Origin of the sequence: Roseovarius aquimarinus, assembly GCF_043661195.1 — a bacterium.
In the GTDB taxonomy this organism is placed as follows: Bacteria; Pseudomonadota; Alphaproteobacteria; order Rhodobacterales; family Rhodobacteraceae; genus Roseovarius; species Roseovarius aquimarinus.
The window spans coordinates 369,805-383,181 of record NZ_JBIHMM010000003.1 but is presented as its reverse complement, the minus strand read 5'-3'; the positions used below and the strand labels follow the sequence as shown (position 1 = coordinate 383,181).

Genomic DNA, 13,377 nt, shown 5'->3' with positions numbered 1-13,377 from the left:
GAGGCAGGCGCCGATGGCCCGCTCGCTCAGCCTTGCGGCCTACATGGCGCTGTCGCGGCGCGGGGCCTCCGCGCCGGACGGGGGGTTCGCCCCGAGCGGGCCGCGCCCCCAAGGCGCGGTGATCTGGGGCCACGCGACCAGCCTCGAGCATGCCAACGCCCTCGTGCAACTGACCGAACGCCTCGCCACGCAGCGCGGCGAGGCCAGCCGCGAGGGGCAGGGCCTCCATCTTCTGCTGACAACCGGGCCGGGGGTGCAGTTTCCGTCGCATCCGCGCGCGCTGAGTTGCCATCAGACCCTCGGCGCCGACAATCCGGCCTCCGCCGCCGCGTTCCTGGCCCATTGGCGCCCCGATATCTGCCTCTGGACGGGCGGCGATCTCATGCCGGCGCTCCTGACCTCGGCGGATGATGCGGGCGTGCCGCTGATCCTCGTCGATGCCGAGACCTCGATGCTCGAGCGTCCGGGCTGGCGCTGGCTGCCCGATGTGACGCCCGCGCTGCTGACGCGGTTCCGGCATATCCTCGCGCGCTCCGACGGGGCCGCGCGTCATCTGCGCCGCCTCGGGGTGCCCGAGGAGAAGCTGCGCGTCACAGGCCTCTTTCAGGAGGGCGCCATCGCGCTGCCCTATAGCGAGCCGCTGCGCGACGAAATGGCGACGAGCCTGCGCGGACGCCCCATCTGGCTGGCCGCGATGGTGCGCCATTCCGAGCTCGAGATGATCCTCGACGCGCACCGGCAGGCCAGCCGCCTCGCGCACCGGCTCTTTCTGATCGTCGCGCCGGACGATCTGGACGAGACCGAGGCCTTCCGCGACACGCTGAGGCGGGGCAACTGGCGGCATGTCGTCTGGTCGCAGGGCGGGATGCCCAGCGAGGCGACGCAGGTGCTCCTCGCCGATACGCCCGGCGAGATGGGGCTCTGGTATCGCCTTGCGACCATCGCCTTCATGGGCTGCTCGCTTTTGCCCGGCATGGGCGGGAGCGACCCGAACGAGCCTGCGGCCCACGGCACGGCCATCGTCTATGGCCCGAACGTCGCGCGCTACCTGCCCAACTACAAGCGCTACGCGGGCGCGGGCGGCGCACGCATCGTGCGGGACGCGGGCACGCTCGCGGCGGCGCTGGCGCATCTGATCGCGGCGGACCGCAGCGCCACGATGGCCCATGCGGCCTGGGAAGTGGCGACGGCGGGCGCCGAGGTGACCGATCACATCCTCGATCTGCTTCAGGACATGCTCGACGATCTGGAGTTCGGCTGATGCGCGCGCCCGCCTTCTGGCTCCGCCCGCCGAACGCCCCCGGCCTGCGCGCCCGTCTGCTCGCACCGCTCGGCGCGGTCTACGCCCGCATCACGGCGCGGCGGCTGGCGGCGGGCGATCAGGTGCGCGCGCCGGTGCCGGTGATCTGCGTCGGCAATCTCAACGCGGGCGGCACCGGCAAGACGCCGACGGTGATCGCGCTGGTGCAGCGCCTCGCGGCGCGCGGGCGGGCCGTGCATGTCGTCAGCCGCGGCCATGGCGGGCGGCTGGACGGCCCCGTGCAGGTCGACCCCGCGCATCACGGCGCCGAGGATGTGGGGGACGAGCCGCTTCTCATCGCCGCCTTCGCGCCGGCATGGGTCGCGCGGGACCGCGCGCTCGGAGCGCTGGCCGCAGCCGCGGCGGGCGCGGAGGTCATCGTGATGGATGACGGCTTCCAGAACCCGTCGCTGCACAAGGATCTGTCGCTGATCGTCGTGGATGCCGTGGCGGGGTTCGGCAACGGGCGCTGCCTGCCCGCCGGGCCGCTGCGCGAGCCGGTGGATGTCGGCCTCGGCCGCGCGGACCTGCTGCTGTCGATCGGCGGCGATGGAGCGCAGCGGGCCTTCCGCGCCGCATGGGGCGATGCGCTGCGCCTGCCGCATCTGCGCGGCGCGCTCGCGCCCTTGCAGACCGGGATGGACTGGCGCGGTACGCGGTGCCTCGCCTTCGCGGGGATCGGACATCCCGAAAAATTCTTCGCGAGCCTCAAGGCGATGGGCGCCGATGTGGTGGCCGTCGAGGCGCTGGACGATCACCAGCCCTTCACCCCCGCGATCCTGACCCGGCTCGAGGCGGAGGCCGCGCGCCACGGCGCGCAACTCGTCACCACCGAGAAGGACGCCGTGCGCCTGCCGGACGCCTTCCGTCCCAAGGTGCTGACCCTGCCCGTGCGGCTCGAGATCGAGGACTGGACCGAACTCGACACCCGCCTCGCGGCGCTGGGGCTCTAGGCGGGGCGGCGCGCCTCAGCCCTTCGGGAGCTTCGGAGACGCTTTTCCGAGCGAGAGCGACGCATCCGAGAAGCGAATGGGCGTGCGCACGCCCGGCACGCCTTCGGGGTCGATCCGCATGCCGCGCGCGATGACCTGCGGATCGGCATAGACTTCCTCGAGCGTGTTGATCGGCCCGGCAGGCACGCCCGCCGCCTCGCAGGCCGCCAGAAGCGCGTCCTTGGTGAAGGTCGCGGTGCGGGCGGTCAGGCGCACGCTCAACTGATCGCGCAGGGCGACACGGCTCTCGTTCGTGGCGTATTTGGGCGCCGTGGCCAGATCCGGGGCGCCCAGCGCGGCGCAGAGCCGCTGATATTGCGCATCGTTGCCGACCGCGATGATGATATGCCCGTCCGCGCAGTCGAAGACCTGGTAGGGCGCGAGATTGGGATGGAAATTCCCGATCCGTCCCGGCGCCTCGCCGGTCGTCAGGTAATTCATCGACTGGTTCGCCGTCACCGCCACGGCCACGTCGAGAAGCGCCATGTCGATCTGCTGGCCCTTGCCGGTCAGGCTGCGCTGATGCAGCGCGGCGAGGATGGCGGTGGCCGAATAGACGCCGGTGAAGATATCGGTGATCGCCACGCCCACGCGCTGCGGCTGGCCCTCGGGCGCGCCGGTGATCGACATGAGGCCCGACATGCCTTGAATGATGTAGTCATAGCCCGCGCGATGCGCGTAGGGCCCATCCTGCCCGAAACCGGTGACCGAGCAATAGATGAGGCGCGGAAATTCCCGCGACAGGGCGGCGTAGTCCAGCCCGTATTTCGCCAGACCGCCGACTTTGAAATTCTCGATCACCACATCGGCCTCGGAGATGAGCGCGCGCACCTCGGCCTGCCCCTCGGGCGAGCGGAAGTCGATGGCGACGCTCGATTTGCCGCGATTGGTGCCGTGGAAGTAGGCGGCACTACGGTCGCCGTCGCGCTCGACGAAGGGCGGCCCCCACCGGCGGGTATCATCGCCCTCGGGGCTTTCGACCTTGACGACCTCGGCCCCGAGATCGGCCAGCGTCTGACCGGCCCAGGGGCCGGCTAGGATGCGGGCCAGTTCGACGACCTTGAGACCTGCCAGAGGGGCGGCGAGAGGCGCCGCGCTCATTCGGCGAGTTTCTCTTCGATGAGCGCCTTCAGGTCGGAATAGGCCATGTTGCCCTGCTTCTCGCCGTTCACGATCAGCGTCGGCGTCGACGTGATGTTGTCCGCCGCCTTGTTCTCTTCGTACCAGGCCAACAGCGTCTCGGCCTTGCCGGCGTCTTCGAGGCAGGCGTTGATCTGGTCCTCTTCGAGGCCGGCGACCTTGCCGATGCGGCGCAGGTTGTTCGAGATCGTGACCGGATCGTCCGAGTTCAGCCACTCCTTCTGCTGCTTGTAGAGCATATCGGTGATCCCGAAGAAGCGCACCGGTCCGCCGCAGCGTGCCAGCATCGACGCCCAGAGGCCGACGCGGTCGAAATAGACGTCGCGGTAGATGAAATGCACCTTGCCGGTCTCGATATAGTCGCGCTTGAGCTCCTGGAACGTCGTCTGGTGGAAGGTCGCGCAATGCGGGCAGGTGAAGGAGGCGTATTCGGTGATCGTCACCTTGGCGTCCTCGGGGCCCATCGTCATCTCGGTGATCGAGGAGGTGTCGATATCGGCGGCCTCGCCGGTGCCTTCGGATGCGCTGTCGGGCGCGCTCGCCTCCTGCGCCGACGCGGTCTGCACTTCCTCGTGACCGCCAAGTTGCCACCAGAGGGCACCGATGGCGACGGCCAGCACGGCTGCGCCGATCAAGATTTTGCGGTTCATGGCGATATTCCTTTTGGGATCAGCGTTTGGACTTGGATAATACGTTTTGCGCGAGAGCTTCAAGCGCGGCCCTCAGCCCCGCATCGGCGACGGGCGCGGCAAGGCGGCGCGCCTCTTCGACGGCCTCGGGATCGGGCTGTCGCGGCGCGGGCTTGGGCTTGCGATGCTCGAAGCTGACCTGGCCCTCGGAAAAGCCCGTGGGCGCGGTCTGTGTGATGGTGATGCGGCTGATGGCGTTGTAGCCGTAGACTGCATTCACGCGGGCGCGCAGCTGCTCCTTCTGCATCTCGAGCATGGGCGCCTGCGCGCCGGTGGTCAGCAGGGTCAGCGTCGCGCCCATGCCGCCGCGCCCGTGGCCCACCTTGACCGGGCGCGCGATGGCGGCGATCTCTTCGCCGACGATCTCGGACCATTGCGTCAGCAGCCGCGATTCGGCGAAGCCCCGGCTTTCGGACGCCTTGCGGATGCGCGCCTGAAGAAGCGTGCTGGAGCGGGCGAAACCCTTGGTCGTCGGGCTGCGGGGCGGCATGCGTTGACCTCCTGTCGATGCGCGCCATTCTAGGGCATGGTGCTGGTCTTGCCAGCGGAATGAGGGCGCGGGGTCATAAAGTATGCGTGAGACAGAAACGCCGCGCGCCGCCGATCTTCTCGAATGGTATGACCGGAACGCGCGCATCATGCCGTGGCGCGTCCCGCCCGCCGCGCGCCGGGCCGGGACGGCGCCCGATCCCTACCGCGTCTGGCTCTCCGAAGTGATGTTGCAGCAAACGACGGTGGCCGCCGTCACCGCGTATTTCAACCGCTTCACCGCCCGCTGGCCCGGCGTGGCCGATCTGGCCGCCGCCGAGGATGGCGATGTGATGGGCGAATGGGCGGGGCTCGGCTATTACGCCCGCGCGCGCAACCTTCTGAAATGCGCGCGCGCCGTGGTGGCCGAGCATGGCGGCACCTTCCCCGCCGATCACGACGCCCTTCTCAAGCTGCCGGGCATCGGGCCCTATACCGCCGCCGCGATCTCGGCCATCGCCTTCGATCTGCCGAGAACGGTCGTGGACGGCAATGTCGAGCGGGTGATGGCGCGGCTCCATGACATCCACACGCCCCTGCCCGCCGCCAAGCCCGAACTGACCGCCGCCGCCGCCGCGCTGACGCCCGAGCGGCGCGCGGGCGATTACGCGCAGGCGGTGATGGATCTCGGCGCCACGATCTGCACGCCGCGCACTCCCGCATGCGGCATCTGCCCTTGGCGCGCGCCTTGCGCCGCGCGCGCCCGCGGCACCGCCGCCGAGTTGCCGAAAAAGACGCCGAAGAAGGCCAAGCCGATCCGGCTCGGCATCGCCTATGTCGCGCAGCGCGCGGATGGCGCGCTCCTGCTCGAGCGGCGCGAGGACCGGGGCCTTCTGGGCGGCATGCTGGGCTGGCCCGGCTCGGAATGGGCCGAGGAGGCGCCCGCTCCCGCCCCGCCGCTCGACGCGGATTGGCAGGCTCTGCCCGAGGAGGCGCGTCACACCTTCACGCATTTTCACCTGCGCCTCATGGTGCAGGTGGCGCAGGTCGGGATGGAGGCGGCGCCCCGGCGCGGCGCCTTCCTGCCGCCCGCGGACTTTCGCCCGTCGGACCTGCCCACGGTGATGCGCAAGGTGTATGATCTGTCGCGTGGCGTTCTGCGCGAAATGGGGTAGATTGCGCGCAAAAGAGCCGGAGCAGACCGCCGATGACCACCCTCGCCCAGATCCGCCGCGCCATCCCCTTCTGGATGTCGCTCCTGCTGGTTCCCATCGCGCTCCTCGGCGCCATGCAGGGTGGATGGACGGTGGTGCTGCTGCCCGTCTTCACCTGGTATTTCTTCTCGCTGCTCGATGCGATCCTCGGCCTCGACAAGAGCAATCTCGACCCCGAAGGCGGCGACGATCTGACATGGTACCGCGCGATCACGCTTCTCTGGGCGCCGGTGCAGTTCGTCCTTCTGCTGTGGATGCTTTGGTATGTGCCGCAAGCGGCGCATCTGGGTGCGCTCGAGAAGATCGTTCTCTTCTTCGGCGTCGGCGTCATCACCGGCACGGTCGGCATCAACTACGCGCATGAGCTGATGCACCAGCGGCCGAAATACGAGCGGGCGATGGCGGATCTTCTGCTCGCGATGGTGCTCTACTCGCATTTCCGCTCCGAGCATCTTCTGGTGCATCACCGCCATGTGGCGACGCCGCGCGATACGGTCACGGCCCGCTATAACGAGGGGTTTCACCGCTTCTTCGCCCGCGTCGTGCCGGGCGGCGCGATTTCTGCCTTCCGCGCGGAGGCGGCGATGCTGGCCCGCAGGGGGCTGGGGCCGTTGCATCGCTCGAACCCCTTCTGGCGCTATTGGGCGCTTCAGGCGGGGATGCTGGCGCTGGCGCTGGCGCTCGGCGGCTGGACCGGGCTCGCGCTCTTTCTGTGGCAGGCGCTGATCGCGATCTGGCAGCTCGAGCTGGTCAATTACGTCGAGCATTACGGCCTCACGCGCGAGCATCTGGGCGCGGGGCGCTACGAGCATGTGAAGCCGCGCCACAGCTGGAACGCGTCGCACAAGGCCACGAACTGGCTGCTCATCAATCTTCAGCGCCATTCGGACCATCACTACAAGCCGGACCGCCGCTTCCCCCTCTTGCAGAACTACGCCGAGGACGAGGCGCCGCAACTGCCCTACGGCTACCCGGTCATGACGATGGCCGCGATGGTGCCGCCGCTCTGGCGCCGGGTGATGAACCGCCGCGTGCGCGCATGGCGCAAGATGTATTACCCCGGAATCACCGACTGGGCGCCCTACAATTCGGGGGCCAATCCGCCCCCCGCTTGAAGCCGCCCCGGCGCGCCGCTAGCGTGACGGCAGATCCAGCCGGAGACCGCCATGCCCGACGCCGCGCCGCCTTTTCCGCATCTCTTCTCGCCGCTGCGCATCGGGGGCGTGGAGGTGAAGAACCGGATCCTCTCCACCGGGCACGACACGTCGATGGCCCATGACGGGCATGTCACCGACGCGATGATCGCCTATCACGAGGCCCGCGCCCGAGGCGGCGCGGGGTTGATCGTGAGCCAGGTGGTCGGCGTGCACGAGACGGCGCGCTACACATCCCACGTGCTGATGGGCACCGGCGACGACTGCCTGCCGGGGTTTCGCCGCCTCGCCGAGACGGTCCAGGCGCACGGCACGCGCATCTTCGCGCAGCTTTTTCATCCCGGCCGCGAGATCATGGAGGTGGCGGACGGCACCGCGCCCGTCGCCTATTCGGCCTCGGCCACGCCCTCGGACCGGTTCCACGTCATTCCGCGCGCGATGTCCGCGCAAATGATCCGCGAGGTCGTGGAGGGCTACGGCGCCGCCGCGCGCCGGATGCAGGAGGCCGGCATGGACGGGGTCGAGATCGTGGCGAGCCACGGCTATCTGCCCGCGCAATTCCTGAGCCCGGAGGTGAACCGGCGCGAGGACGAATATGGCGGCAGCGCGAAGAACCGCCTGCGCTTCCTGCGCGAGGTGATCGAGGCGGTGCGCGCTGCGACAGGCGAAGACTTCGTGCTCGGCCTGCGCATCTCTGGCGACGAGCATGTCGAGGGCGGCATGCGCGATGCCGAGAGCCTCGAGGCGATCCGCGCGCTCGCGCCCTCGCTCGACTACGTGAACGTGATCGCCGGCACCTCGGCGAGCCTCGGCGGCGCCATCCATATCGTGCCTCCGATGTTTCAGGAGACGGGCTATGTCGCGCCGTTCGCCCATGCGGTGAAGACGGCGGTCGAGATTCCGGTGATGGTGGCGGGCCGCATCAACCAGCCGCAGGAGGCGGAAGGCATCATCGCCTCGGGGCAGGCCGACATGTGCGGCATGACCCGCGCGCTCATCTGCGATCCGGCGATGCCCGGCAAGGCCGAGGCGGGCCGCGCGGACGAGATCCGCGCCTGCATCGCCTGCAATCAGGCCTGCATCGGACATTTCCACAAGGGCGTGCCGATCTCCTGCATCCAGTATCCCGAAACGGGGCGTGAGTTGCGCTATGGCAGGCTGCGCCGCGCCGAGAGGCCGAGGACGGTCATGGTGATCGGCGGCGGGCCCGCCGGCATGAAGGCGGCGGCGGTGGCGGCGGCGATGGGCCACCGCGTGACGCTGCATGAAGCGGCGGCGCAGCTCGGCGGGCAGGCGCTTCTGGCGCAGATGCTGCCCGGACGGGCCGAGTTCGGCGGGATCGTCACCAACCTCTCGGGCGAGATGAGCCGCGCGGGCGTGACGGTGCATTTGAACAGCGCGGCAAGTGCCGGGTGCATCGCCGAGGCCGCCCCCGATGCGGTGATCGTCGCCACGGGCGGCCGCGCGCGCCGCCCCGAGGGTCTCGACATCGCCGAGGGCGCGCATGTCGTCACGGCCTGGGACGTGCTGCGCGGGCAGGCGAATGTCGGCGGCAGCGTCACCATCGCCGACTGGCGGGCCGATTGGGTCGGTCTCGGCGTGGCCGAGATGCTCGCCGCCGCCGGGCGCCGCGTGCGCCTTTGCGTGAACGGCACCCATGCGGGCGAGATGCTGCAAAGCTATGTGCGCGACAGCATGGTGGGCCGGGTGCAGAAGCTCGGGGTCGAGATCATCCCCTATGCCCGGCTCTACGGCGCCGATGACGACACCGCCTATTTCATCCATGCCGCCAATGGCGAGGCGATGCTGGTCGAGGAGACCGACACGCTCGTTCTGGCCCAGGGCACGACGAGCGACGACGCGCTCCTCGGCGCGCTTCACGGGTATGACGGCACGGTCATCGGCATCGGCGACTGCATGGCGCCCCGCACAGCCGAAGAAGCGGTGCTGGACGGGCTGAAAGCCGCGTGGTCGCTCTGACGCCATCCGGTCGATTGAGTATTTTTACCAAGATGAAGCAGGGCCGGCAGCTCTTCATCTTGGTTCAAATACTCAAAGCCCCTGCCTTCAAGCCGCGCCGCGCGCGCAGAAAAAGACGCCCCACCGGCAAGCGGCAGGGCGCAGTTGAGGTGGTGCCTAGCGTCAGACCACAGGCACCGGCGGTGTTCTTGTGAAACTCGGGTAACCCTAGTTGGGCCGCTCGGCCATTTCGGCCCGGATCTGCTGGCGCAGAAGGTCGATCGGCACGCGCTTGCCGTCCTTCTTGAAGTGCCAGTAGGTCCAGCCGTTGCAGCTGGGGGCGCCTTCCAGATGCGCACCGACCTGGTGGATCGAGCCCTTGATGTCGTCTCCGATCAGCGTGCCGTCGGCGCGCACCTTGGCCTTGTGGCGCTGGTTGAGCGAATAGAGTTCCTCGCCCGGGCGCAGCATGCCGCGCTCGACCAACTGGCCGAAGGGCACGCGCGGCTCGGCGCGTTTCGAGGTCGAGACCTGAAGCGCCTCGCGGTCGAACTTGCGGATGGATTTCAGGCGCTTCTCGGCGACCTTGCGATAGCCCTCGTCGCGCTCGATGCCGATATAGTCGCGGCCCAGCATCTTGGCGACGGCGCCGGTCGTACCGGTGCCGAAGAAGGGATCGAGCACGACGTCGCCGGGGTTGGTGCTGCCCACGATCACGCGGTGCAGGAGGCTCTGCGGTTTCTGAGTCGGGTGAGCCTTCTCGCCCGCCTCGTCCTTCAGCCGCTCGTGCCCGGTGCAGATCGGCAGGACCCAGTCGCTGCGCATCTGCACGCCGTCATTGAGCGATTTCAGCGCCTCGTAGTTGAACGTGTATTTCGCGCCTTCCGACTTCGAGGCCCAGATCATCGTCTCATGCGCATTGGTGAGCCGCTTGCCCCGGAAATTCGGCATCGGGTTCGACTTGCGCCACACCACATCGTTGAGGATCCAGTAGCCCGCATCCTGAAGCGCCGCGCCCACACGGAAGATGTTGTGATAGGAGCCGATGACCCAGATCGCGCCATTCGGCTTCAGAAGGCGGCGCGCGGCCTTGAGCCATTCGCGTGTGAACGTGTCGTAGACGGCGAAGCTGTCGAACTGGTCCCAGGCGTCATCGACCGCATCCACCTGGCTGTTGTCGGGACGGTGCAGATCGCCCTTGAGCTGAAGATTGTAGGGCGGATCGGCGAATATCAGATCGACGGAATTGGCCGGAAGCGCATTCATCGCCTCGATGCAATCGCCGCCGATAATCGTGTTGAGAGGAAGCGCGGGCGCGCCCTCGATCTTGGTCATCTTCGTCATGTCTTGCCTCTGTCCCGGCGCGTTTTTGCGCTCTGTCTGCTTGTGGACAAAGATGAGTCATCGACGATTCGCGGTCAATTTCTTTTTTGAATCAGCGGGTTAGTTATTTATCTTGATACAAGATATTGTGCACCGGCTTGAAGCTTCGTCTATGGTGTGGGGTGACACCGATATCTCGGAGCGCCTCGATGTGGCGCTTTGACGGATATCCCGCATTCGTCTCCCAGCCATATCCGGGATAGTGTTGCGCCAAATCCCGCATGACAAGATCTCGACATATTTTCGCCATGATCGAGGCCGCCGCGATGGAGACCGAGAGGGCATCGCCCTTCACGATCGCGCGCGCCGGAACGTCCAGACCGCGCGGAATCATGTTTCCGTCGATCAGGGTCAGATCCGGGCGGCGCGGCAGGCCCGCCACGGCGCGCTCCATCGCCAGATGCGACGCGCGCAGGATGTTGAGCGCGTCGATCTCCTCGACGCTCGCATGGGCGATGCTGACCTCGGCGCTGGCGAGGATCGCCTCGCGCAGGACCAGGCGGCGCGTCTCGCTCAGCGTCTTGGAATCGTTCAGCCCCTCGGGGATGCACGCCGGATCGAGCACGACGGCGGCAGCGGTCACGGGACCGGCGAGCGGGCCGCGACCCACCTCGTCCACGCCCGCGATGAGGCGCGCGCCGGCGGCGCGCGCTTCGGTTTCGAAGGAATAATCGGGTGCGCTCATGTGCGCCAGTTTGCACGGGTGCGGCGGAATGGCCACCCGCATGTCGAGGGGCCCGGACCGAAGCCCCCCGATGCGGTGCCGCGCCGCTCAGTAGCGGTAGGGCCGCGCGCTGTAGTGCCGCTGATCGCGGTAGACCGGGCGATGAAAGCGCCGCTCGGCCCGGCGCTCGCGCACGAGGCTGCGATGATCGGCGAAGCCCTGACGATAGGCCCGCTCGAGCGCGCGGCCGCGGGGGGCGTGATAGGCGCGCCTCTGTGGCTGATAGTAGGCGCGCGGCGCCGCGCGGCGATCGGTCTTGCGCGCCTCGTTGATGGCGACGCCGACGATGGCGATGCCGGCGATGGTGGCCAGCGCGCGCGCGAGGTCGCGGTCGGAGGCGCGGGCGGGCGCGGCGGTGAAGCCGGTGACGGCGATGGAGGCCGCGATGACGAGCGTGATGAATTTGCGGGACATGTCGGAAATCCTTTTCGGGCTTTGGGTCAATGAACAAGGCAATCCTCGCCCCGGCGCGCGCCGCCTCGCAATAACGCCGGCCTGTTATCCGATAGCAGCCGGTGCGGCGGCGCCGCCGCGCGATGGGATATTGAATAGCGCCGCGCGCTTCGCCATGCTCCGGCACATGATGAAAACGGTTCTCACACTGGCCCTTGCGGCCTCGCTCGCCGCGCCCGCCGGCGCCGCCTGCATCGCGGAATACAAGGCCAAGCGGGACGACCCGCTCGAGCTCTTCTACGGCACGGCGCAGATCGACGGGCCCTGCACGCTCGAGGATGCCGAGGCAGAGCTGCGCGGCGCACTCGACCGGGAGGGCCTCACGCTGCTCAAGGTGCTGTCGGTGCGCGGCTCATGAGGGACGATCCGGTGCTCGCCGGGGATGCGCGCCGCTCGGGCGGCCGGGTGGTCGTCTTCGGCGTCGTCGCCATCGTGGCGATCCTCAGCCTCGCCGCGATCCTCCTCTTCCTGTCGCTGCCCGACGCGGGCGCCTTCAACGCGCGGGTCGAGCGGATCTTCGTCGAGAACGACGCGCTGACCAGCGACGCCGAGATCAAACTCCTCGAGATCCTCGCCCTCTCGGGCACGGCCTTCAGCGAAACGCTCGTCAGCTACCGCATGGTGATCTTCGTGCTGTTGGTGTTCAGCACGGCGCTCCTGATCGCGGCGCTCACCTTTCTCGTCATGCTGACGATGCTCAACCGGCGCATGGCGCAGATCGAGAGGTCGGGCATCCAGGTCAGCTCGCTCCTCATCAGCCGCGCCGAGAAGTCGGTCTATCTCAACAACATGGGGTTCAAGCTGACGGACGCGGCTATGGAGACGCTTTCGGTGCTCGCCGAGGCGCGGATGGACGGCGACGTGCTGACCGGCGCCGAGATCGAGGCCATCGTCTCGGGGCGCGATGCCTCCGATTGCGAGGAAGCCGCGGGCGCGACGCGGATCAAGCGGCTGCGCGACACGCTGGGCAATCAGATGGTGAGCGAGCTTCTGGTCAAGAACATCGCGCGGCAGGGCTATGTGCTCGCCATCGACAAGGACGTCATCCGCGTGATCTGAGCGCGCGCGCCGCGCCGCCTCCGGCGGGGATATTTGAAGCAAGAAGAAAGCGCGCGCGGCCCCTTTCTTCTTGCCCGCAAATATCCTGGGGGGAGACGCCCGAAGGGCGGCGGGGGGCAACGCCCCCCTGTCTCAGCTTGCCGTCAGCGCGGTGTCGCGAAAGGCGCGGGAGCCGAGGATGAGGCTTGCGAGCGTTTGCATCTTGGTGCGCGCCTGCTCCATCTCGGCGCCGGGCACGCCCCGCGCGCCGAGAAGGTGGCGCGCGGCGAAATCCACTTCTGCGACGCCCTCGGCGCCCTCCATCGGGGCGATCTGAAAGCTCGCGCGCAGCCATATCCCGTCCATGACCGTGCGGAGCTGAAAGGCGATACGGGGCGCGTCCGCGATGCCCATGGGGCGCAAGGCGCTCATCAAATTGCTCTGCATGCGGGCGTGAACGGCGGTCTGGATGCGCTGGCTCTGCCTGTTATGCGGCACGTCCGAGCAGAGCGAGATCCAGGCGTGGCAGATCTCCTGCTGGAAGACGGGCGCCGCGAAATTGCCCACGATGATCGCGTAAAGCCGCTCGAGCGGGGTGTCCGCGTGGCGCAGAAGTTCGGTCACGCAGTCGCGCAGGACGGTGTTCGCCTTGCGCTGGACCCCTTCGAAAAGCGCGTCCTTGTCCTTGAAATGGTGCAGGACGACGCCTTTCGACACCCCGGCGATCTTTGCCACCCGGTCGAGCGTGGTGCCGCGGATGCCGTGCTCCACGAGCGCATCGAACGCCGCCTGGGACAATTCCGCGCGCCTGATATCTCCGATGCTCCTGCGTGCCATAGCCCTGCCGATCCGCTGCGCGTCCA

14 protein-coding genes are annotated in these 13,377 nt (G+C 68.3%); 7 read left to right on the top strand and 7 right to left on the bottom strand.

What is annotated here, in order from left to right; all coding sequences use genetic code 11:
* Window positions 1-13 precede the first annotated feature (13 nt).
* Together ACGRVM_RS12440 and lpxK are read left to right on the top strand one after the other, a co-directional pair.
* The gene (locus ACGRVM_RS12440) at window positions 14-1,261 is read left to right on the top strand and encodes a 3-deoxy-D-manno-octulosonic acid transferase (RefSeq protein ID WP_377172114.1); all 1,248 of its coding nucleotides are present in this window, start codon (window positions 14-16) and stop codon (window positions 1,259-1,261) included.
* On the top strand, window positions 1,261-2,253 hold the full coding sequence (lpxK, locus tag ACGRVM_RS12435) for a tetraacyldisaccharide 4'-kinase (protein WP_377172112.1): 993 nt from the start codon (window positions 1,261-1,263) through the stop codon (window positions 2,251-2,253). Before ACGRVM_RS12440 ends, lpxK begins: the two co-directional genes overlap by 1 nt.
* Window positions 2,254-2,268: 15 nt before the next feature.
* Here lpxK and ACGRVM_RS12430 read toward each other — a convergent pair whose 3' ends face one another.
* From ACGRVM_RS12430 to ACGRVM_RS12420, 3 genes are read right to left on the bottom strand one after another with little or no spacing between them, the layout of a single operon-like run.
* Window positions 2,269-3,393 carry a CaiB/BaiF CoA transferase family protein gene (locus tag ACGRVM_RS12430; protein WP_377172110.1) on the bottom strand — a complete coding sequence of 375 codons (1,125 nt, stop codon included), beginning with the start codon at window positions 3,391-3,393 and terminating at the stop codon, window positions 2,269-2,271.
* A complete protein-coding gene (locus ACGRVM_RS12425) occupies window positions 3,390-4,082 on the bottom strand; it encodes a DsbA family protein (protein WP_377172108.1) in 693 nt (230 codons plus the stop codon). Before ACGRVM_RS12425 ends, ACGRVM_RS12430 begins: the two co-directional genes overlap by 4 nt.
* A gap of 19 nt (window positions 4,083-4,101) precedes the next feature.
* Window positions 4,102-4,611, bottom strand: coding sequence for a DUF721 domain-containing protein (locus ACGRVM_RS12420; RefSeq protein WP_377172106.1), 510 nt, complete (start codon window positions 4,609-4,611; stop codon window positions 4,102-4,104).
* Between the two features lie 82 nt (window positions 4,612-4,693).
* Between ACGRVM_RS12420 and mutY the strand changes: the two genes are divergently transcribed.
* The 3 genes from mutY to ACGRVM_RS12405 are packed head-to-tail and all read left to right on the top strand — an operon-like array spanning window position 4,694 to window position 8,937.
* Window positions 4,694-5,764: an A/G-specific adenine glycosylase gene (mutY, locus tag ACGRVM_RS12415; protein WP_377172104.1), complete on the top strand. Its 1,071-nt coding sequence runs from the start codon at window positions 4,694-4,696 to the stop codon at window positions 5,762-5,764.
* 32 nt (window positions 5,765-5,796) lie between these two features.
* Window positions 5,797-6,918: an alkane 1-monooxygenase gene (locus ACGRVM_RS12410; RefSeq protein ID WP_377172102.1), complete on the top strand. Its 1,122-nt coding sequence runs from the start codon at window positions 5,797-5,799 to the stop codon at window positions 6,916-6,918.
* 51 nt (window positions 6,919-6,969) lie between these two features.
* Window positions 6,970-8,937: an oxidoreductase gene (locus ACGRVM_RS12405; RefSeq protein ID WP_377172100.1), complete on the top strand. Its 1,968-nt coding sequence runs from the start codon at window positions 6,970-6,972 to the stop codon at window positions 8,935-8,937.
* Window positions 8,938-9,144: 207 nt separating this feature from the next.
* Here the strand turns inward: ACGRVM_RS12405 and ACGRVM_RS12400 are convergent, their stop codons facing one another.
* From ACGRVM_RS12400 to ACGRVM_RS12390, 3 genes are all read right to left on the bottom strand, one after another.
* Window positions 9,145-10,260, bottom strand: coding sequence for a site-specific DNA-methyltransferase (locus ACGRVM_RS12400; RefSeq protein WP_377172098.1), 1,116 nt, complete (start codon window positions 10,258-10,260; stop codon window positions 9,145-9,147).
* A gap of 103 nt (window positions 10,261-10,363) precedes the next feature.
* Window positions 10,364-10,984 carry a ribonuclease HII gene (locus ACGRVM_RS12395; RefSeq protein WP_377172096.1) on the bottom strand — a complete coding sequence of 207 codons (621 nt, stop codon included), beginning with the start codon at window positions 10,982-10,984 and terminating at the stop codon, window positions 10,364-10,366.
* An 87-nt stretch (window positions 10,985-11,071) separates the two neighbouring features.
* On the bottom strand, window positions 11,072-11,437 hold the full coding sequence (locus ACGRVM_RS12390; protein ID WP_377172094.1) for a cation:proton antiporter: 366 nt from the start codon (window positions 11,435-11,437) through the stop codon (window positions 11,072-11,074).
* Window positions 11,438-11,603: 166 nt separating this feature from the next.
* Between ACGRVM_RS12390 and ACGRVM_RS12385 the strand changes: the two genes are divergently transcribed.
* Together ACGRVM_RS12385 and ACGRVM_RS12380 are read left to right on the top strand one after the other, a co-directional pair.
* Window positions 11,604-11,834 (top strand): hypothetical protein, encoded by a 231-nt coding sequence (locus ACGRVM_RS12385; protein WP_377172092.1) that lies wholly within the window; start codon window positions 11,604-11,606, stop codon window positions 11,832-11,834.
* The gene (locus ACGRVM_RS12380; RefSeq protein ID WP_377172090.1) at window positions 11,831-12,535 is read left to right on the top strand and encodes a winged helix-turn-helix domain-containing protein; all 705 of its coding nucleotides are present in this window, start codon (window positions 11,831-11,833) and stop codon (window positions 12,533-12,535) included. The genes ACGRVM_RS12385 and ACGRVM_RS12380 overlap by 4 nt, the downstream gene beginning before the upstream one ends.
* Before the next feature lie 132 nt (window positions 12,536-12,667).
* Here the strand turns inward: ACGRVM_RS12380 and betI are convergent, their stop codons facing one another.
* Complete coding sequence (betI, locus tag ACGRVM_RS12375; protein WP_377172088.1) at window positions 12,668-13,351, bottom strand: transcriptional regulator BetI; 684 nt, start codon at window positions 13,349-13,351, stop codon at window positions 12,668-12,670.
* Window positions 13,352-13,377: the final 26 nt, after the last annotated feature.

Coding starts and splice junctions, on each gene's coding strand:
- ACGRVM_RS12440 (WP_377172114.1), top strand. CDS start 14: ATGGCCCGCTCGCTCAGCCTTGCGGCCTACATGGCGCTGTCGCGGCGC.
- lpxK (WP_377172112.1), top strand. CDS start 1,261: ATGCGCGCGCCCGCCTTCTGGCTCCGCCCGCCGAACGCCCCCGGCCTG.
- ACGRVM_RS12430 (WP_377172110.1), bottom strand. CDS start 3,393: ATGAGCGCGGCGCCTCTCGCCGCCCCTCTGGCAGGTCTCAAGGTCGTC.
- ACGRVM_RS12425 (WP_377172108.1), bottom strand. CDS start 4,082: ATGAACCGCAAAATCTTGATCGGCGCAGCCGTGCTGGCCGTCGCCATC.
- ACGRVM_RS12420 (WP_377172106.1), bottom strand. CDS start 4,611: ATGCCGCCCCGCAGCCCGACGACCAAGGGTTTCGCCCGCTCCAGCACG.
- mutY (WP_377172104.1), top strand. CDS start 4,694: ATGCGTGAGACAGAAACGCCGCGCGCCGCCGATCTTCTCGAATGGTAT.
- ACGRVM_RS12410 (WP_377172102.1), top strand. CDS start 5,797: ATGACCACCCTCGCCCAGATCCGCCGCGCCATCCCCTTCTGGATGTCG.
- ACGRVM_RS12405 (WP_377172100.1), top strand. CDS start 6,970: ATGCCCGACGCCGCGCCGCCTTTTCCGCATCTCTTCTCGCCGCTGCGC.
- ACGRVM_RS12400 (WP_377172098.1), bottom strand. CDS start 10,260: ATGACGAAGATGACCAAGATCGAGGGCGCGCCCGCGCTTCCTCTCAAC.
- ACGRVM_RS12395 (WP_377172096.1), bottom strand. CDS start 10,984: ATGAGCGCACCCGATTATTCCTTCGAAACCGAAGCGCGCGCCGCCGGC.
- ACGRVM_RS12390 (WP_377172094.1), bottom strand. CDS start 11,437: ATGTCCCGCAAATTCATCACGCTCGTCATCGCGGCCTCCATCGCCGTC.
- ACGRVM_RS12385 (WP_377172092.1), top strand. CDS start 11,604: ATGATGAAAACGGTTCTCACACTGGCCCTTGCGGCCTCGCTCGCCGCG.
- ACGRVM_RS12380 (WP_377172090.1), top strand. CDS start 11,831: ATGAGGGACGATCCGGTGCTCGCCGGGGATGCGCGCCGCTCGGGCGGC.
- betI (WP_377172088.1), bottom strand. CDS start 13,351: ATGGCACGCAGGAGCATCGGAGATATCAGGCGCGCGGAATTGTCCCAG.